The sequence below is a fragment of the Georgenia sp. EYE_87 genome (assembly GCF_023148685.1).
In the GTDB taxonomy this organism is placed as follows: Bacteria; Actinomycetota; Actinomycetes; order Actinomycetales; family Actinomycetaceae; genus Georgenia.
This window is the reverse complement of record NZ_JAHXNL010000008.1, coordinates 77,036-95,071: the sequence shown is the minus strand read 5'-3', so window position 1 is coordinate 95,071 and position 18,036 is coordinate 77,036. Positions and strand designations below refer to the sequence as shown.

Genomic DNA, 18,036 nt, shown 5'->3' with positions numbered 1-18,036 from the left:
CGGTGGGACCGGCGTCCGGGACGCGGTGTGAGGGTGCTCACCCGGCGGCGGCGGCGGCCGCTACGGCACCGCGCGCCGCGGCGGCGCGGGCGGACCGTCCCCGCAGACCTTGCGGTCGTGCACGGCGGCCAGCAGCGCGACCAGGAGGCACAGGGCGATCGCCCCGTACGCGGCGGCGAAGCCGGTGGTCCAGGCGCCGCCGCCCACGAAGCCGAAGAAGACGCCGGTGATCATCGCGTTGCCGACGGCGGTGCCGATGCGCTCGGCGGTGGACTTCACCCCGCCGGCAGTGCCGCCGTAGGTGGTGGGGACGTCCTCGAGGGAGAGCGTCTGGTTCGCGGCGCCGAGGCCGCCCTGCCCCAGCCCGCACAGCATGAGCGTGAGGGCCAGCCACCAGAAGCTGATGCCGTACTGCTCGATCAGCACCGCCACGCCCACGCTGAGCCCGACGCCCGCGATCACCAGGGCCAGCGCGCCGATGATGATGGTGCGGCCGCTGGTCATGGTCCGGCGCCCGGCCCACATGGAGGCGAAGGCGGAGACGATCGCGTTGGGCAGCCCGATCAGGCCGGTCTCGAGCGCGCTCGCGCCCAGGCCGTTCTGCATGTAGAGGGCGACGACGACGAAGATCGACGTCGAGCCGAGGAAGAACGTGCCGGCGACGGCGGTGCCGTTGGAGAACGACGCGAACGAGAAGAGCGCCAGGTCCACCATCGGCGCCCGCCCGCGCGCCTTGTAGCGCCGCTCCCAGAGCACCCAGGCGGCCACGAGCACCGCGCCCGCCGCCAGCAGCAGCCACGCCGCCCCGCCGCGGCCGGACATGAACGGCAGCATCACGCAGAGCACGGCGAGAACGAGGAGCACCGTGCCCACGGGGTCGAGGTCCACCCTCTCGCGCGGCAGGGCGGGGACGACGGCGCCGCCCGCCGCCGCGTCCGCCCGGGCGGTCCTCGCGGCCCGCTTCGCGGCCCGCTTCGCAGCCCGCCGGGCGCGCTCCTTGCCGAACGGGAACCAGCGCAGCGCCAGGAAGCAGCCGAGCAGCCCGAACGGGAAGTTGATGACGAAGGTGGCCCGCCAGCCGATCTCGGGGCCGAACGTCTGGATGATGGAGCCGGCCAGCACCGGGCCGACGGCCACGGAGAAGGCGACGACCAGGCCGAAGAGGGCGAAGGCCTTGGCCCGCTCCAGGCCGTGCCAGTACTGCTGGATCATGCCCATCGTCTGGGGGTTGTACATGCCCGCCCCGACGCCCTGGACGAACCGCGAGACGTTGAGGAACTCCGCGTTCGGGGCCAGCCCGCAGGCCAGCGAGGCGAGCGAGAACACCAGGAGGCCGAGGACGAAGAACCGGCCCCGGCCGAGCACGTCCCCCGCGCGCCCCGAGGGCACCAGGCTGATGCCGAAGGTGAGCGCGTACCCGGAGAGCACCCACTGCAGGTCGGAGTCGGTGGCGTCGAGGGTCTGCGAGATCGTCGGCAGGGCGACGTTGATCGAGGAGACGGCGACGAGCGCCATCGCGATGGGGATGAGCAGGACGACGAGGACACGGCTGCGCCGGAAGACCCTGTCGGTGCCCTCGACGCGGATGAGATCGGGATCGTCGCTCACAGACGAGTTGTATGCCACGGCGGGCCAATAAGCCATCGCCCTGACGCCCGCCGGTGGCAGATGAGACGCGAATCTCCGCGCCGCACCCCGTTCTGCTCCGCGGCACACGCCTGCCCCGCTCGCCTCTCGCCCACCGTGCTCGCGTGTCGCGCAGCGCTGGCCAGTCAGGTGCCGCGCTCGTGGCTCGGGGGCAGCGTTCGTGGCCCAAATGCCGCGCTCGCGCGCCGGCGAACGCAACGAAGCCGCCTTCCGTCCGTAAGACCTGAACGCACGTGCAGGCTCGAACCGCATTCGCCAGGCCAATTTTGTGACCTTAGGTACAAGGTCCCCTGAACGGGCGTGCAGGAAGGTGTTTGCTCATCTCATCGGTCCTCGACGACGAGACGAAGGGCAAGTGACGATGACGTTGAACGTAGCGGCCACGGCTAGTGGCACGACCTACCGGGTCGGCTCGGAGGTCGGCCCGCTGAGGCAGGTGATCCTCCACCGCCCCGGCCGGGAGATGATGCGGCTGACGCCGTCCAACAAGGACGACCTCCTGTTCGACGACGTGCTGTGGGTCAGCCAGGCGCAGTGGGAGCACGACCGGTTCGCCCAGGTGCTGCGCGACCGGGACATCGAGGTCCTCTACCTCGAGGAGCTCCTCGCCGAGACGCTCGAGAACCTCAGTGCCCGCCGGCACGTCCTGGACCACGTCCTGGACGAGCGGATCTTCGGCCTCGGCGCCATCGACGCCCTGCGCAACCACGCCGACAACCTCGACGGCGCCGCGCTCGCCAGCGTCCTGATAGCCGGCATCACCAAGGGCGAGCTGCTCGAGCAGATCGTCGAGCCCAGCTCCGTGGCCCTCGGCACGATGGGCGCCGACGACTTCGTCCTCGCGCCCCTGCCGAACCACCTCTTCACCCGCGACACCTCCTGCTGGGTCTACGACGGCGTGGCCATCAACTCGATGCGCAAGGTCGCCCGGATGCGCGAGACGGTCAACTACGAGGCCATCTACCGCTGGCACCCGCGATTCGCCGACGGCGGCCAGCACGTGTGGTCCACGGGCTCGGACGAGGGGGCCGCGACCGTCGAGGGCGGGGACGTCCTCGTCATCGGCAACGGCGCCGTCCTCGTCGGGCTGAGCGAGCGCACCTCGCCGCAGGGGGTCGAGCGCCTCGCCGGCCGCCTGTTCGCCGAGGGGTCCGCCGACCACGTCATCGCCCTGGAGATGCCGAAGGCGCGCGCGTTCATGCACCTCGACACCGTCATGACGATGGTCGACCAGGAGTCCTTCACCAAGTACGCGGGGCTGGGCATGCTGCCCTCCCTGTCCATCCGTCCCGGACGCACCCCCAAGGAGCTGAGCGTCACCCGCCACCCGGCGGAGGACATGCACCGGGTCATCGCCGGCGCGCTCGACCTGGCGGACATCCGGATCCTCACCACCCCGCAGGACTCCCACGCCGCCGAGCGCGAGCAGTGGGACGACGCCTGCAACACGCTCGCGGTCGCCCCCGGCGTCGTCGTCGGTTACGAGCGGAACGTCGCGACCAACGCCTACCTGCGGGCCAACGGCATCGAGGTGCTGGAGGTCCCCGGGACCGAGCTCGGCCGCGGACGCGGAGGTCCGCGGTGCATGAGCTGCCCCACCATCCGAGAGGAAATCTGAAAATGTCGCAGGTACACCCGGGGATCGCCAACCCCACCCGCACGACGGCCAGCGCGCCGACCCGCATGCCCCACCCCCTCCACGGGCGCAGCTTCCTCAAGGAGCTCGACTTCACCCCGGACGAGTGGCGCTCGCTGCTCGACCTCTCCGCCGCGCTGAAGGCGGAGAAGCGGTCCGGCTCCGAGATCCCGCGCCTGGCCGGCAAGAACATCGCCCTGATCTTCGAGAAGACCTCCACCCGTACCCGGTGCTCGTTCGAGGTCGCAGCCTTCGACCAGGGCGCCCACGTGACCTACCTCGACCCGAGCGGCTCGCAGATGGGCCACAAGGAGTCGGTGGCGGACACCGCCCGCGTGCTCGGCCGCTTCTACGACGGCATCGAGTACCGCGGCAAGAGCCAGGAGGCCGTGGAGGTCCTCGCGGCGCAGTCCGGCGTGCCGGTGTGGAACGGCCTGACGGACGAGTGGCACCCCACCCAGATGCTCGCCGACCAGCTCACCATGCGCGAGCACTCCGGCAAGGCCGACGGCGACATCGCCTTCGCCTACCTCGGCGACGCCCGCAACAACGTGGGCAACTCCCTGCTGATCTCCGGCGCCATGCTCGGCATGGACGTGCGCATGGTCGCCCCCGCGGCGCTGCAGAACGCCCCCGAGATCGTCGAGCAGGCGCGCCAGATCGCGGCCGCCACCGGTGCCCGGATCACCGTCACGGACGACGTCACCGCGGGCGTGAGGGGCGTGGACTTCGTCTACACCGACGTGTGGGTCTCCATGGGCGAGCCCAAGGAGGTCTGGGACGAGCGGATCGCCCTGCTGAAGGACTACCAGGTCAACGCCGAGCTCATGGCCGCCACCGCGAACCCGGACGTGAAGTTCCTCCACTGCCTGCCCGCGTTCCACGACCGCGGCACCAAGGTGGGGGAGGACATCTACCAGAAGACTGGCATGGACGCCCTCGAGGTCACCGACGAGGTCTTCGAGTCCGAGGCGTCCGTGGTCTTCGACCAGGCCGAGAACCGCATGCACACGATCAAGGCGGTCATGGTCGCCACACTGGGGCGCTGAGCCGTGCGCATCGTCGTAGCCCTCGGCGGCAACGCCCTCCTCAAGCGGGGCGAGCGTCCCGACGCCGCCGTCCAGATCGACAACGTCGAGACCGCCGTCCGCGCCCTGGCGCCCCTGGCGGAGGAGCACGAGCTCGTCATCACCCACGGCAACGGCCCGCAGGTCGGTGTCCTCGCCCTGGAGTCCGCCAACGACCCCAACCTCAGCGAGCCGTACCCCTTCGACACTCTCGGCGCGCAGACGCAGGGGATGATCGGGTACTGGCTGCTGCAGGCCCTGCAGAACAACCTGCCCGGGCGGCACGTGGCCAGCATCGTCAACCAGACCCTCGTCCTCGCCGGCGACCCGGCCTTCAAGAACCCCACCAAGTTCGTCGGCCAGGTCTACTCCAAGGAGGAGGCCGACGCCTTCGCCGCCGAGCGCGGCTGGGTCATGAAGGCCGACGGCGAGTACTACCGCCGCGTCGTCGGCTCGCCCCGCCCCCAGCGCGTCATCGAGACGCGGCTGATCCGCACCATGCTGTCCGCGGGCGCCGTCGTCGTCTGTGCCGGCGGTGGAGGCGTGCCGGTCATCCGCAACGAGTTCGGCAAGCTCCAGGGCGTCGAGGCCGTCGTCGACAAGGACCTCACCGCCGCCGTCCTGGCGGAGGCGCTCGAGGCCGACGCGCTGATGATCCTCACCGACGTCCCCGCCGTCATGGCCGACTACGGCACGCCGACCCAGCGCGAGATCCACCGGTCCACGCCCGGCGCGATGCGCGACCTGGGTTTCGCCGCCGGCTCCATGGGCCCGAAGGTCGACGCCGCCTGCCGGTTCGTCGAGCTCACCGGGGACATGGCCGCCATCGGCCGCCTGGAGGACGCGATGGCGATCATCGCCGGCACCGCGGGCACCGTCATCACCCCGGGCGGCAACTACGGCGGGCCGGACGACATCCGCCCGCCCGTGCCCCAGCCGCCCGAGACCAGGGTGCGCCGGGCATGAGCGCCCCGCCGGCCACCGACCGCGCCGGACCGAGGTGATGTCACCGACGCACCAGCCATAACTGCCCAGCAGGACCCCGCCGCGACCCCGTGGCGGACAGACGGACCCGCCCGAAGGGGGCGGGGAGGTGCGACACACGCACCAGACACAGAAGAAGGTGCGCGACCCCGCGCACCGCGAATGAGGAGTGAGTTCTGAGATGCCAAAGATCGTCAACTCGTGGAACGACTTCGACCCGCTGAAGCACGCGATCGTGGGCCGCGCCGACATGAGCGTCATCCCCCCGGAGGAGCCGGCCACCTCGGAGAAGGTCCCGGTCGACTCGGAGATGCGCGGCATGTGGGGCCCCCGCCCCACGGAGACCGTGGAGAAGGCCAACGCGCAGCTCGACAACTACGTCAAGGTGCTCGAGAAGCACGGCGTCAAGGTCGACCGGCCCACCCCGCTGCAGTGGAACCAGGAGATCAAGACGCCTGACTTCCGCACCGAGTCCGGGATGACCCAGATGCCGCCCCGCGACATCCTGCTCACCATCGGCAACGAGATCATGGCCTCGGCGAACTCGTTCCGGTGCCGGTACTTCGAGTACCTGGCGTACTGGCCGCTGATGAACGAGTACTTCGAGAACGACCCGGAGTTCAAATGGTCGCAGGCGCCCCGCCCGCGCCTGACGGACAAGTCCTACAAGCACAACTACTACGACGAGAAGATCTCGCTGGAGGAGCGCCTCGAGCGCACCGCCAACAAGGACTTCGTCACCACCGAGGTCGAGCCCATGTGGGACGCGGCCGACGTGATGCGCGTGGGCAAGGACCTGTTCATCCAGCACGGCCTGACCACCAACCGCAAGGCCATGGAGTGGTTCAAGCGGTACTACCCGGACATGCGGGTCCACTCGGTCAACTTCCCCGGTGACCCCTACCCGATCCACATCGACGCGACCTTCGTCCCGCTGCGCCCGGGCCTGATCATCAACAACCCCCACCGCCCTCTCCCGGTGGAGCAGCGGGCGATCTTCGAGGCCAACGACTGGCAGATCGTCGAGGCCGCCAAGCCGGCCCACGACGACCCGCCGCCGCTGTGCTACTCCTCGGTGTGGCTGTCGATGAACTGCCTGGTCCTGGACCACAAGACGGTCATCGTCGAGGAGTCCGAGGTCTACCAGGCGGAGCAGATGGACAAGCTCGGGATGAACGTCATCCCGGTGCCGTTCCGCGACGCGTACGCCTTCGGCGGCGGTCTGCACTGCGCCACCGCGGACGTCTACCGCGAGGGCTCGATGGAGGACTACTTCCCGAACCAGGTCGAGGACCCCACCCTCGTCTGACAGCTCTGGTCGGGGTCGGGCGGGATCGGCCGCCCGGCCCCGACCAGCACCACACCCACGTACCGCGGGGCGCGGCAGGCCCCGACCCGAGGGCCAGAGGGCCCTGCAGAAGGGGCCCACCGGCCCCGCACCAGGGCCCACGGCCCCGCGGTACGTACCCTCAGCTCTGTCTCGTGATTCCCGAAGGAGTCCCGATGGATCCCGCAAGAAAGCTCAAGCTTCGCGGCTTCGGCTTCATGTTCCTGTCATCGTCGCTCATGGGCGGCATCGGTGCGTTCGCCCGCTACATCGAGGCCCCGGGCGAGTTCATCTCGTTCTGTCGCAACGCGGCCGGGTTCATCGGGATGACGCTGATCTTCATGATCGGCCGACGCTTCGTCCACGTGAGGAACACCCGGATCACCCCCGGGATCGTGTTCTCCGGCGTCTTCCTGGGCCTGCTGTCCGCGCTGTACGTCATCTCCACGCAGATGACGACCCTGGCCAACGCGTCGTTCCTGATCTACACAGGTCCCGTGTACTCCACCGTGCTGGCGTCGATCTTCCTGAAGGAGCCCTTCAAGAAGTCGATGTTCGGCTCGCTCGGCGCAGTGATCCTCGGCATGCTGATCATCATCGGCATCATCACCTACAGCCCCGGCGGCGGGCTCGGCATGACCCTCTCGCTCGACCCGCAGTACATGACGGGCAACCTCATCGCCCTCGGCTCCGGCGTCGCGTACGGTCTCTACCTCTTCGTCAGCCGCTACCGCACCGACGTGGACTCCAACACGCGGTCCTGGTTCAACTTCACGTTCGCCACGATCACGATCGGCATCATCCTGATCTTCAGCCGCCCCGACCTGTCGGAGATGACGACGCGCGGCTGGGTCGTGCTCGCGATCGCCGCCACCATCACCGGCTTCGGCGCGTTCTACTTCATGACGCTGGCGACCAAGATCCTCTTCGCCGGCGAGCTCGCCACGATCGCCTACCAGGAGACCATCATGGCCTCCATCCTGGGCTGGATCCTCTTCTCGGAGGCGATGACGCTCTGGCAGGGGCTGGGCGGCCTGCTCATCATCGCCGGCGGCGTGAGCCAGATCCTCATCTCGACGAGAAAGAGCCCCGACGCCGTCGAGGCCTTCACCCAGGGCGGCACCGCCGGCGGGCGGCGCAGCAGGCGCAGGAAGGGCGTGCCGGTCGGTGGGCGCGCCGTCAAGGAGAACGTGGGAGCTGAGCTGTGATGACCGAGCGCGACACCGTCTACATGGAGGAGCTCGACGCCTTCACCTACCGCGAGCGGGTCGCGCAGGGCGCGCCGGTGCTCATCCCGGTCGGTTCCATCGAGCAGCACGGGCCGCACATGCCCATGAACGTCGACGTCCTGCTCTCGCGTGCGATGGCGGGCGCGGTCGCCGGGCAGACAGCGTCGCTCGTGGCCGCACCGGTCGTCTACGGCTACAAGTCCCAGCAGCGCTCCGGCGGGGGAAACCACCTGACCGGCACCACGAGCATGGACGCCGAGACGGTCATCTCCATCGCGAAGCGCCTGGTGCTCGAGCTCGCCCGCCACGGCGTGCGGAAGGTGGCCTTCGTCAACGGTCACTACGAGAATTACCAGTTCCTCTACGAGGGGGTGGACCTCGCGGTGCGCGAGCTGCACCTCGAGGGCGTGCGGGACATCAAGGTGATGCTGCTGTCCTACTGGGACTTCGTCGACGACGACACCATCGCCACGCTCTACCCGGACGGCTTCCCCGGCTGGGACCTCGAGCACGGGGGTGTCCTGGAGACCTCCCTCATGCTCCTGCTCCACCCCGACAGGGTGGACATGAGCCGGGTCGCCGACATCCCGCCCGCCGTGCTGCCCACCTACGACGTCCTGCCCGCAATCCCCGAGGTCACGCCGTCGTCCGGCTGCCTCTCCTCCGGCGCCGACGCCACCGCGGAGAAGGGTCGGATCCTGCTCGACCGCGCGTCCGCCGGGATGGTCGCCGCCGTGCGGCACGAGTTCGGGATGTGAGAACCATGCTCCGACACGCGCATGGCGCCCCCTCGGCCGGTCCGGCCGAGGTGGGCGACGTACGTGGCGACGTGGAGGAGACGCTGCAGCCCATCCCGGACGAGCGGCGCACCACGAAGGTCGGCGGCCAGTTCTGGATCTGGGCCGGCGCGAACATCGCCCCCATCAACTGGGTCCTCGGTGCCCTGGGCATCAACATGGGTCTCGGGCTCTGGGACACCTTCGGCGTCCTCGCCGTCGGCAACGTCCTGGGCATGGTGGTCTTCGGCTTCTTCGTTCTCCTCGGTCAGCGCAGCGGCGTCACCGGCATGGTCCTGGGCCGGGGCGTCTTCGGCCGCCGCGGGAACTACCTGCCGGCGCTGATCCAGTGCACGGTGGTCATCGGCTGGTGCGCCGTCAACACGTGGATCGTCCTGGACCTGGTCATGGCGCTGTTCGGGAAGATCGGCCTGGTCGACCCGAGCCTGACCAACTACGGCTGGAAGTTCGCCGTGGCCGCGGCCGTGATGTGCCTGCAGGTGGCCATCGCCCTGTTCGGCTACCGGGCGATCTCCACGTTCGAGAGGTGGACCGTCCCGCCGACGATCGCCATCCTCGTCGCGATGTCGATCGCCGCCTGGTTCTTCATGGACATCGACTGGTCCTACGCGGGCCCGCCCAGCGGCGCGCTGACCGGCTGGGAGCGGATCGTCGCGATGTCGGGCGTAATGACCGCCATCGGCGTCGGGTGGGGCCTGACCTGGCTGGGGTACGCCTCGGACTACTCGCGCTTCGTCAGCAACGCCGTGCCGCGCCGGAAGCTCTACCTGGCCAGCGCGGGGGGCCAGATCCTGCCCGTCCTGTGGCTCGGCCTCCTGGGCGCCACGCTCGCCACCACGAACGGGTCGGTGGACCCCGGCGAGCTCATCGTCGACAACTTCGGCGCGATGGCCATCCCCGTCCTGCTGCTGGTGCTGCACGGGCCCATCGCGACCAACATCCTGAACATCTACACCTTCACCGTGACCCTCCAGAGCCTCGACATCAGGCTCGGCCGGCGCGCGATCAACATCGGGGTCGGCGTGGCGGCCATGGGCGCGGTCACCGCGTTCGTCTTCTCCGAGGACATGGCGAGGTCGCTCGACGCCTGGCTGTCCGCCTGCGTGGGCTGGACCGCCACCTGGGGCGCGATCGTCGGCGTGCGCTACTTCGTGCTCGACCGCCGGACCACCGACTTCAGCCACCACTTCGACCCGGTGGGGACGCCGCGGCTGCGGGACGTCGACTGGCGTGCGCTCGCGGCCTTCGGGACCGGGCTGCTGTCCGCCTGGCTGTTCATGCACGGGATGGTCCCCGCGCTCCAGGGCCCGCTGTCCGCCGCCCTGCACGGGCTGGACCTGTCCTGGCTCGCCGCCGGGCTCAGCTCGGGCACCGTGTACTACCTGCTGACCCGGAAGGACCCGGCGCTGCGGCCGTCGAGCTCGCGGGCGAACGGCCCAGCCGCTCGGGCGGCCGCCCCGACGACGCCGTCGCGTGCCTCGACCCCGCACCGTCCCGCCGCGTCGGCGAGCACCTCAGGACCTGCGGGCAGCGCGACGTCGCCCCGTCCGGCGACGTCGCCCCGCCCCGGGTCCGCCCCTCGCCCGCGCAAACTCATCCTCGGCCACCGAGCCGTCTGAAGGGTGCCACCCATGAGCATCGCCCACATCGACCGGACGCCCGCGTTCAGCACGGAGCGGGACCTGCGCCCGGACCAGAAGGCCGAGGTCCTCATCCAGGCGCTGCCCTGGCTCGAGCGCTTCGCCGGCGGCCGGGTGGTCATCAAGTACGGCGGTCACGCCATGGTCGACCCCGCGCTGCAGCGGGCCTTCGCCCAGGACGTGCTGTTCCTGCACCGGGTGGGCCTCAAGCCCGTCGTCGTCCACGGCGGCGGCCCGCAGATCTCGCACATGCTCGACCGGCTCGGCATCGCCACGGAGTTCCGCGGCGGGCTGCGGGTCACCACCCCCGAGATCATGGACGTCGTCCGCATGGTCCTGACCGGCCAGGTGCAGCGCGACCTCGTCGGCCTGCTCAACGCCCAGGTCGCGCACGCCGTCGGGATCTCGGGGGAGGACGGCGGGCTCTTCCGCGCGCGGCGCCGCCGGGCGCTGGTCGACGGCGAGGAGGTCGACGTCGGCATGGTCGGTGACGTCGTCGCCGTCAACCCCCAGGCCGTCGAGGACCTGCTGGCGGCGGACCGCATCCCGGTGATCTCCACCGTCGCGCCGGACATCGGCGACCCCGAGCACGTCCTGAACGTCAACGCCGACACCGCCGCCGCGGCCCTCGCCGTCGCGCTGGGCGCCCGCAAGCTCGTGGTGCTCACCGACGTGGAGGGCCTGTACACCCGGTGGCCCGACCGCTCCTCGATCCTGCGCCGGGTCTCGGTGTCCGAGCTGGCCGAGATCCTCCCGGGCCTGCAGTCCGGGATGGCCCCGAAGATGGAGGCGTGCCTGCACGCGGTGCGCGACGGCGTGCCGCAGGCGCACGTCATCGACGGCCGGCTCGAGCACTCGATGCTCCTGGAGATCTTCACGGACGACGACATGGGCACGATGGTGCTCCCGGACGGTGCCCTGTGAGCAGCGCGACGCAGGAGAGGACGGCCCCGGTGGCGGCGGCGCCGGTCGACGCCGGGGAACCGCCCCTCGGACGTGTCCTCCACGGCCTCGTCCGGGACGTCGTCGCGGCGGACGACCTGGTGCTCCTCACGACCGCGCCGGGCGGAGCGCCGACGGTCGCGGCGGCCATCGAGCGCGCTCGGATCGCGCCAATCCTCGCTACCGTTGCCGGGGACGCGACCGTCCTGACCAGGACCCGCTCGACCATCGCGGCCGGGGTCGTCGCCAGATATCTCGCGGCCGTCGCCGAGGTCCGGGGCGCCCGCCCCGCCCGCACGGCGGGGGACGGACGACGGAAGGGGACGCCGGACGCCCCCGCGGAGGAGACGAGATGACGACCGTGAGCCACCCCGCGTCCGCCGCCCGCCCTAGCACGACGGGCCGGGGCGGGCGGCGCCGGGCCGAGATCGCCGAGGCCGCGGCGGCCATCCTGCGCGAGGAGGGGCCGGCCGGCGTCTCGCACCGCACCGTCGCGCGCCGGGTCGGCTGCTCGCTGTCGCTGACGACGTACTACTTCGAGAGCCTCGACGAGCTCCTCGGGGAGGCCGGGCGCATCAACATCGGGCTGTGGGCCTCGCGCGCCGAGGCCGTGGCGGAGGCGGTCGAGGGGGAGCCGCCGCCGACGGACCGGGACGAGATCACCGCGCTGATCCTGCGCGCCTGCCTGCCGGAGGGGGACGCGCTGCTCGGCCACTACCTGCAGCTGATCGCGTCGGCCGGCGCCGCGCCGGTGACGTCGGCCTACCGCACCGGCCGCGACCGGCTCAACGGCGCGGTCGCCCGGGTGCTGCGGCGGCTGGAGATCGACTGCCCGCCCGAGCTCGTCATCGCCGTCGTCGACGGGGCCGCGGTCACGGCCCTGAGCGAGGGGCGGGACGTGCGCAGGACGGCGGAGCGGCTCCTCCACCACGTGCTGTAGCGCGCCGCCCGGCGGCCCATACTGGTCGCATGACGGGGTGCTGCGACCCGCGCGGCTACGAGGCGACCTTCACCCCGAGGTTCGCCCGCCGGCTGGCGCGGCGGTACCGGCGGCGGGGCCTGGACCGGCTCACGGCCAAGGTCGTCCGGCGCTGCGTCGACCACGGCATCGAGGGCGCCACCGTCCTGGAGATCGGCGGCGGTGTGGGGGAGCTGCACCTCGAGCTGCTGCGCCGCGGTGCCGCGACCGCCACCAACCTCGAGCTGGTGGGGACGTACGAGCGCGACGCCGCCGAGCTGCTCGCCGAGGCGGGGATGACCGGTCGCGTGCGGCGCCGGCTGCTCGATCTCGCCGCAGACCCGGCCGCGGTGGAGCCGGCGGACGTCGTCGTGCTCAACCGCGTCGTGTGCTGCTACCCCGACCTTTCCGGGCTCCTCGGCGCCGCCGCCGGGCGCGCCCGGCGGCTGCTCGTGCTGACCTACCCGCGGTCGAACCCGTTCACGCGCGGGCTCATGGCGGTCGAGAACGGCGTCACCGCGCTCCTGGGCCGGCCCTACCGGGCGTTCGTCCGCCCGCCGGCGGAGATCCTCGCCGTCCTGCGCGCCCACGGCCTCGAGCCGGCCGGGAGCGAGAACGGCGCGATCTGGTGCCTCACCGCCGCGACCCCGGTCAGCGCAGCAGCACCACGACCTGCGTGAGGACCGGGGCCACCAGCAGGGCGGGCAGCATGTCGGCCACCGGGACCTCGCGCACCCGCAGCAGCCGCAGACCGATCCCCACGAGCATCAGCCCGCCGGTCGCCGTCAGCGCCGCCACGTGCGCGTCCGGGACCACCGAGCCGAGCAGCATCCCGACCACGGTCAGGGCACCCTGGACCACCCCCACCGAGACGGCGGAGAGCAGCACCCCGACCCCGAAGGTGGAGGCGAACGCCAGCGCGGCGAAGCCGTCCAGCACCGCCTTGAGCGCCAGCTGGTCGATGCCGCGGCCCAGCCCGTCGGAGAGGCTGCCCAGCACCGCGAGCGGGCCGACGCAGAACAGCAGCGTGGCGGTGAGCCAGCCGTCGACGAACCGCTGCCTCACCTCCCGCGCCTCGAGCCGGACGGTGCCGGGCCGGATGGTCCAGGCGTGGACCCGGCCGGCCAGCCCCTCGAGGCGGTCGGCGAGGCGGAGCGCGGAGCCGGCGATGCCCCCGATCAGCAGCGCCCCGAGCACGATGAGCACGGGTGCTCCCGCCCCCACCGCCCCGGCGAGCGCGGGGTCGGCCACGCTCGTGGCGGACTGCGCCGCGATGAGGAGGGTGACCAGCCCGAGGCAGTCGGTGACGACGTCGCGGACCCGTTCCGGCAGGCGGTGGCCCACCGCCATGCCGAGCACGGAGCCGACGACGATCGCCGCCACGTTGACGAGCGTGCCCAGGCCGGGGACGGTGCCGTCCACGCGCTCTCCTTCCGTCCTCACGGTCGCGGGGTGGCGACCCGGGGTCATGCAAGCGCGCCGCCGGTCCGGTTGCCGCCCCGTCCCGCTGCCTGGACGATGAGGCGTCACCATCCGAGCTGAGGAGCCCCGTGAACCCCGGACTGCCGACCGAGTCGTACCCGCCGGAGGCCTACGACGTCGTCGCTCACTGGCTCCTCGACCGCCCCGAGCACCTCTCCTCGTTCCGGGCGGACCTGACCCAGGCCCTCCTGGACCAAGGCGCCTCCTACTCCGGCGGCCTCACCGGCATCGCCGACCAGATGGTGCTCGTGGCGTCCGAGCTGGCGACGAACGCCATCACCCACGCCCTGCCGCCCACCCGGGTGCAGCTGCTCGTGGGCGCGGAGGAGTTCGTGCTCGACGTCATCGACCACGCCCCGGACATCCCGCCCCTGATCGCCGAGCACCGCGAGCTCGGCCAGGGCGGGGCCGGCCTGAAGATCGCCCAGCGCATCGCGCTGGAAGTCGCCTGGTACCCGGACGGCATGGCCAAGCACGTCTGGGCCCGCTTCCCCCGCCAGTAGCAGGAGGGCGCCTTGGACGCGGCGGACCGGCTGAGCGCGCTCGACGTCACCAACCTCGTCGTCGAGTCCCACGGGGCGCCGATGCACGTGGCCGCGCTCGCCGTCCTCGGCGGCGCCCCGCTGCTGGACCCGAGCACGGGCGAGCTGCGGCTGGGGGCGGTGCGGGCGCTCGTGGGTGAGCGGCTGCCGCGACGGCTGCGGCAGCGGCTCGTGGTGCCGCCGCGCGGGCGGGGGCGGCCGCACTGGGCGGCGCCCGCCGCCGTCGACCTCACCCGGCACGTCCGCACCCAGCAGGTGCCGGCGCCGGCGGACGAGGCCGCGCTGCTCGAGCTGTGCTGCCGCCTCAACGAGCGACCGCTGGACCGGCGGTACCCGCTGTGGGAGATGTGGCTGCTCACCGGGCTGGGGGAGGGGCGGGTCGCGCTGCTCGTCCGCCTCCATCACGTCATCGCCGACGGCGTCGCCTCCCTCGCGCTGCTCAGCTCGCTCCTGGACCCGGCGCCCGTAGCCTCGGCCGCACCGCCGGACCCCGGGCAGGGTGCGGAACCCCGGCCCGGCGACGGCGAGGCCGGCTCCCGGCCCCCCGCCGTACCCGCCGGGGCGCCGCCGGGAGGTCGGGCCCCGGCCGGCCGCGCCTCGCTCGCCCGGTGGGGGGCGGCCGCCGCGGGCCTGACCGCGGCCCGCGTCGCGCAGGTGGCGGACCTCGTGCGGGCCGGGCGGGCGCCCGCCCTGTCCTTCAACCGGCCGGTCGGCGGGCCCACCCGGATCGTCCTCGCCCGGGCGGACCTGGCGCGGACGAAGGCCGTCGCCCACGCCCACGGCGGGAAGGTCAACGACGTCGTGCTCGCCGCCGTCGGGGGCGGCGCGCGGCGCCTGCTCGCCGAACGTGGGGAGCTGACGGACGAGCTGACGCTGCGGGTCTCGGTCATCGCCTCCCTGCGCGGCCCGACGGCCGGCGCGACAGCCGGCCCGGCTCCCGTTGCCGGGGCGGCGGGTCCGCCGTCGTCGGCGGAAACCGCCGGCGGCAACCGCACCGGCGTGCGGGTGATCCCGGTGCCGGTGGGCGAGCCCGACCCCGTCCGCCGCCTCGAGCGGGTCGTGGCGTCGACCGCGGCGCAGCGGTCCCGGCCACCGATGCAGCCCGGCGGGCGGCTCCTGCGGCACGGGATGGTCGCGGTCATGCGCCGGCAGCGGATGGTCAACCTGCTCCTGACGAACCTGCCCGGGCCGCCGGAGCCGCTGATGTTCGCCGGGGCGCCGGTGCTCGAGCTGTTCCAGCTCGGGCAGAACCAGGGGAACCTCGGGATCTCCGTGGGCGTGCTGTCCTACGCCGGGACGCTGGGGATCGACGTGGTCGCCGACGCGCGGCTCGTGCCCGACGTGGACGTCTTCGCCGCCGGGCTGACCGAGACGCTGGACGCGCTCGGGGCCCGCTGAGTCGCCCGGCGGCATGTACGCGCCCCGCGCACGGGCGTACCCTCGAAGGCCCGGGGCAGAGCGGCCCCGAGCTGGATCGTGCCGTCACCGATCCGACGGGATGCACCGCCGAGTCGGTCATCTGGTAACCCTCGTCCGGCAACCCTCGTCGAGAAAGACACCCTCATGAACGTCCTCCGACGGACGGCCGCGCTCCTCGGTGCGACCCTCGCCGTCACGATCATTCCCACCGCCTCCTCGACCGCCGGCGACCGGGCGGACGACCCGGAGGTCCAGCGGCTCGTCGCCGGTCTCGGCCGCGGCGCCGGCAGCACCGTCGGCCCCGACGGGGCGCTGTACGTCACCGAGCCGCTCGTCGGTGAGATCACCCGGATCGATCGCCAGACCGGCGACACCACCACGTTCGCGGACGGGCTGCCGGCCATGATCCCCGCCGTCGGCACCGGCGGGGCGATGGACGTGGTCTTCCGCCACGGCGTCGCCTACGTCCTCGTCGGTCTGGTCGGTGCGGACGTCGGCGGCTCGGACGTCGTCGGCATCTACCGGGTCGACGGCCCGCACGAGCTGAGCGTCCTCGCCGACCTCGGCGCCTTCAACGTCGCCAACCCGCCCGACACCGACTTCTTCGTCCCCAGCGGCGTGCCCTACGCGATCGAGGCCGTGCGTGGCGGCTTCCTGGTCACGGACGGTCATCTCAACCGTGTGCTCCACGTCAGCGACGACGGCGAGATCCGTGTGCTGGTCGCCTTCGGGAACACGGTGCCCACGGGCCTGGAGGCGCGCGGCCGCCGGGTCTGGATGACGGAGGCCGGGCCGGTGCCGCACCTGCCGGAGGACGGCAGGGTCCTCACCTTCCGGCTGCGCTCGCCCGAGCCGCGCGAGGTCGCCTCGGGCGGCCGGCTGCTGGTGGACGTCGAGCTCGGACGCCACCGCCAGCTCTACGCCCTGGCGCAGGGCGTGTGGCCGCTCGGCGGACCGGAGGGGTCGCCCGCGTCGCCGGACACCGGTGAGCTGCTCCGCGTCGACGACGGCGGGTTCGACGTCGTCGCCGACGAGCTGGACCGGCCGACGTCGTTCGAGATCGTCCGCGGCACCGCCTACGTGGTCACGTTCGACGGCGAGGTGTGGACCGTGGACCTGCCGGGCCGGCACCACGACGGACGGGACGACCGTCGGCACCATGGCGGCCACCGCGACCGGTGACGACGACTAGCCGCCGGTGACGAGCTCGGCGCCCGCGTGCCCCAGGACGTGGGCGCGGAACAGCTCGGCGGCCGGCAGGAGCGTGCGCTCCGTCGACCACGCCATCCCGATCTCGCGCACCGCGCCCGCGTCGGTGATCGGCAGGCGACGGAGCCGCTCGCCCGCCCTCGCCGGTGCGGCGGCGGCGAGCGCCGGGACGACGGCGACGCCGAGCCCCGCCGCCACGTAGCCGGCCAGGGTGGGCAGGTCGTCGCACTCGAACGCGACGTCCGGCTCGAACCCCGCGCGGGCGCACAGCTCGTCGCTCGCCCGCCGCAGCTGCGAGGTGGGGGGCGTCGCGACGAACGCGAGGCCCGCGACGTCGCCCAGCGACACCTCCGTGCGGGACGCGAGCGGGTGGTCCCCGGCCACGGCCAGGCGCAGCGGCTCGCGCCCGAGCCGGCGCCAGCCGACCCCGCGGCCGGTCGGGCGCAGCGTGGAGAGCTCGAGGTCGACGTCGCCCCGCGCGCGCACGGCCGTCGCCAGCTCGTCGCGCTTGGGCCGGAGGTCGAGGCGGACCCGCGGGTGGCGCGCCCGGAACCCGGCGACGAGCCCGGGGACGAGCCAGCCGCCGAGCGAGGGCTCGAAGGTGAGCGTCACGGTGCCCGACTCGGGGTCGATGAGCTGCTGCACGGCGGCCAGCCCGTCGTCGAGGCTGTGCATCATCGCGTCGACGTGGTGCTTGAACGCGACGCCGGCGTGGGTCATCCGCAGCGTGCGCCCGGTGCGGCGCAGCAGCGGGGTGCCCACTTCCGCCTCGAGCCGGGCGAGCGCGCGGGAGACGCCCGGCTGTGACGTTCGTTCCATCGCGCTGACCTCGGTGACCGTGACGCCGTCCGCCACCAGCTGGAACCAGCGCAAAGACTGGGTGTCCATGACCCATGACGCTAGATCATGGGTGGCATACGAGGAAGACATTGGACGCATGGACCTGGGCGGGGAACAGTGGAGGCATGACCTCCCAGACGCAGACCACCGCCCTCGCCGGGCCCCGCTCGGTCGGCCGCCCGCTCGCCGCCGTCCGCGAGTGGGTCCGCGCCCGCCGCGCGAACCGTTCGACCCTCTCCCGCCAGATCGCGGCCTACCCGGCCACCCGCAGCGCGTCGACCACCGCGCTGCCGGTGGTCACCGCCACGCGCTGAGGA

Annotated in this window: 18 protein-coding genes; 15 read left to right on the top strand and 3 right to left on the bottom strand. The window is 72.4% G+C overall.

Annotated features, from left to right (window positions below):
* Positions 1 to 60: 60 nt before the first annotated feature.
* Positions 61 to 1,608: an MFS transporter gene (locus tag KZX45_RS12820; RefSeq protein WP_248258137.1), complete on the bottom strand. Its 1,548-nt coding sequence runs from the start codon at positions 1,606 to 1,608 to the stop codon at positions 61 to 63.
* A 400-nt stretch (positions 1,609 to 2,008) separates the two neighbouring features.
* Between KZX45_RS12820 and KZX45_RS12815 the strand changes: the two genes are divergently transcribed.
* From KZX45_RS12815 to KZX45_RS12765, 11 genes are all read left to right on the top strand, one after another.
* Positions 2,009 to 3,265 carry an arginine deiminase gene (locus KZX45_RS12815; protein WP_248258136.1) on the top strand — a complete coding sequence of 419 codons (1,257 nt, stop codon included), beginning with the start codon at positions 2,009 to 2,011 and terminating at the stop codon, positions 3,263 to 3,265.
* A 65-nt stretch (positions 3,266 to 3,330) separates the two neighbouring features.
* Positions 3,331 to 4,332 carry an ornithine carbamoyltransferase gene (gene argF / locus KZX45_RS12810; RefSeq protein WP_248258255.1) on the top strand — a complete coding sequence of 334 codons (1,002 nt, stop codon included), beginning with the start codon at positions 3,331 to 3,333 and terminating at the stop codon, positions 4,330 to 4,332.
* Positions 4,333 to 4,335: 3 nt separating this feature from the next.
* Positions 4,336 to 5,316 (top strand): carbamate kinase, encoded by a 981-nt coding sequence (arcC, locus tag KZX45_RS12805; RefSeq protein WP_248258135.1) that lies wholly within the window; start codon positions 4,336 to 4,338, stop codon positions 5,314 to 5,316.
* A gap of 199 nt (positions 5,317 to 5,515) precedes the next feature.
* Positions 5,516 to 6,643 carry a serine/threonine protein kinase gene (locus KZX45_RS12800; protein ID WP_248258134.1) on the top strand — a complete coding sequence of 376 codons (1,128 nt, stop codon included), beginning with the start codon at positions 5,516 to 5,518 and terminating at the stop codon, positions 6,641 to 6,643.
* A gap of 194 nt (positions 6,644 to 6,837) precedes the next feature.
* A complete protein-coding gene (locus tag KZX45_RS12795; protein WP_248258133.1) occupies positions 6,838 to 7,869 on the top strand; it encodes a DMT family transporter in 1,032 nt (343 codons plus the stop codon).
* On the top strand, positions 7,869 to 8,648 hold the full coding sequence (locus tag KZX45_RS12790) for a creatininase (protein ID WP_248258132.1): 780 nt from the start codon (positions 7,869 to 7,871) through the stop codon (positions 8,646 to 8,648). Before KZX45_RS12795 ends, KZX45_RS12790 begins: the two co-directional genes overlap by 1 nt.
* 5 nt (positions 8,649 to 8,653) lie before the next feature.
* Positions 8,654 to 10,306 (top strand): cytosine permease, encoded by a 1,653-nt coding sequence (locus tag KZX45_RS12785; RefSeq protein ID WP_248258131.1) that lies wholly within the window; start codon positions 8,654 to 8,656, stop codon positions 10,304 to 10,306.
* 12 nt (positions 10,307 to 10,318) lie between these two features.
* Positions 10,319 to 11,251, top strand: a complete 933-nt coding sequence (gene argB, locus KZX45_RS12780; protein WP_248258130.1) for an acetylglutamate kinase — start codon at positions 10,319 to 10,321, stop codon at positions 11,249 to 11,251.
* Complete coding sequence (locus tag KZX45_RS12775; RefSeq protein ID WP_248258129.1) at positions 11,248 to 11,625, top strand: hypothetical protein; 378 nt, start codon at positions 11,248 to 11,250, stop codon at positions 11,623 to 11,625. The genes argB and KZX45_RS12775 overlap by 4 nt, the downstream gene beginning before the upstream one ends.
* On the top strand, positions 11,622 to 12,209 hold the full coding sequence (locus tag KZX45_RS12770) for a TetR/AcrR family transcriptional regulator (protein ID WP_248258128.1): 588 nt from the start codon (positions 11,622 to 11,624) through the stop codon (positions 12,207 to 12,209). Before KZX45_RS12775 ends, KZX45_RS12770 begins: the two co-directional genes overlap by 4 nt.
* Positions 12,210 to 12,238: 29 nt before the next feature.
* Positions 12,239 to 12,907 carry a methyltransferase domain-containing protein gene (locus KZX45_RS12765; protein ID WP_248258127.1) on the top strand — a complete coding sequence of 223 codons (669 nt, stop codon included), beginning with the start codon at positions 12,239 to 12,241 and terminating at the stop codon, positions 12,905 to 12,907.
* Here KZX45_RS12765 and KZX45_RS12760 read toward each other — a convergent pair.
* On the bottom strand, positions 12,879 to 13,649 hold the full coding sequence (locus KZX45_RS12760; protein ID WP_248258126.1) for a DUF554 domain-containing protein: 771 nt from the start codon (positions 13,647 to 13,649) through the stop codon (positions 12,879 to 12,881). The genes KZX45_RS12765 and KZX45_RS12760 overlap by 29 nt on opposite strands.
* 128 nt (positions 13,650 to 13,777) lie before the next feature.
* On the opposite strand from KZX45_RS12760, the gene KZX45_RS12755 reads away from it, so the two are divergent.
* The 3 genes from KZX45_RS12755 (at position 13,778) to KZX45_RS12745 (ending at position 16,852) form a co-directional block, all read left to right on the top strand.
* The gene (locus KZX45_RS12755; RefSeq protein ID WP_248258125.1) at positions 13,778 to 14,212 is read left to right on the top strand and encodes an ATP-binding protein; all 435 of its coding nucleotides are present in this window, start codon (positions 13,778 to 13,780) and stop codon (positions 14,210 to 14,212) included.
* A 12-nt stretch (positions 14,213 to 14,224) separates the two neighbouring features.
* Positions 14,225 to 15,649: a wax ester/triacylglycerol synthase domain-containing protein gene (locus KZX45_RS12750; protein ID WP_248258124.1), complete on the top strand. Its 1,425-nt coding sequence runs from the start codon at positions 14,225 to 14,227 to the stop codon at positions 15,647 to 15,649.
* Positions 15,650 to 15,814: 165 nt separating this feature from the next.
* Positions 15,815 to 16,852: a ScyD/ScyE family protein gene (locus KZX45_RS12745; RefSeq protein WP_248258123.1), complete on the top strand. Its 1,038-nt coding sequence runs from the start codon at positions 15,815 to 15,817 to the stop codon at positions 16,850 to 16,852.
* 6 nt (positions 16,853 to 16,858) lie between these two features.
* On the opposite strand, the gene KZX45_RS12740 is transcribed toward KZX45_RS12745, so the two are convergent.
* On the bottom strand, positions 16,859 to 17,767 hold the full coding sequence (locus KZX45_RS12740) for a LysR family transcriptional regulator (RefSeq protein WP_248258122.1): 909 nt from the start codon (positions 17,765 to 17,767) through the stop codon (positions 16,859 to 16,861).
* Positions 17,768 to 17,844: 77 nt separating this feature from the next.
* On the opposite strand from KZX45_RS12740, the gene KZX45_RS12735 reads away from it, so the two are divergent.
* Positions 17,845 to 18,033: a hypothetical protein gene (locus tag KZX45_RS12735; RefSeq protein ID WP_248258121.1), complete on the top strand. Its 189-nt coding sequence runs from the start codon at positions 17,845 to 17,847 to the stop codon at positions 18,031 to 18,033.
* The last annotated feature ends 3 nt before the right edge of the window (positions 18,034 to 18,036 follow it).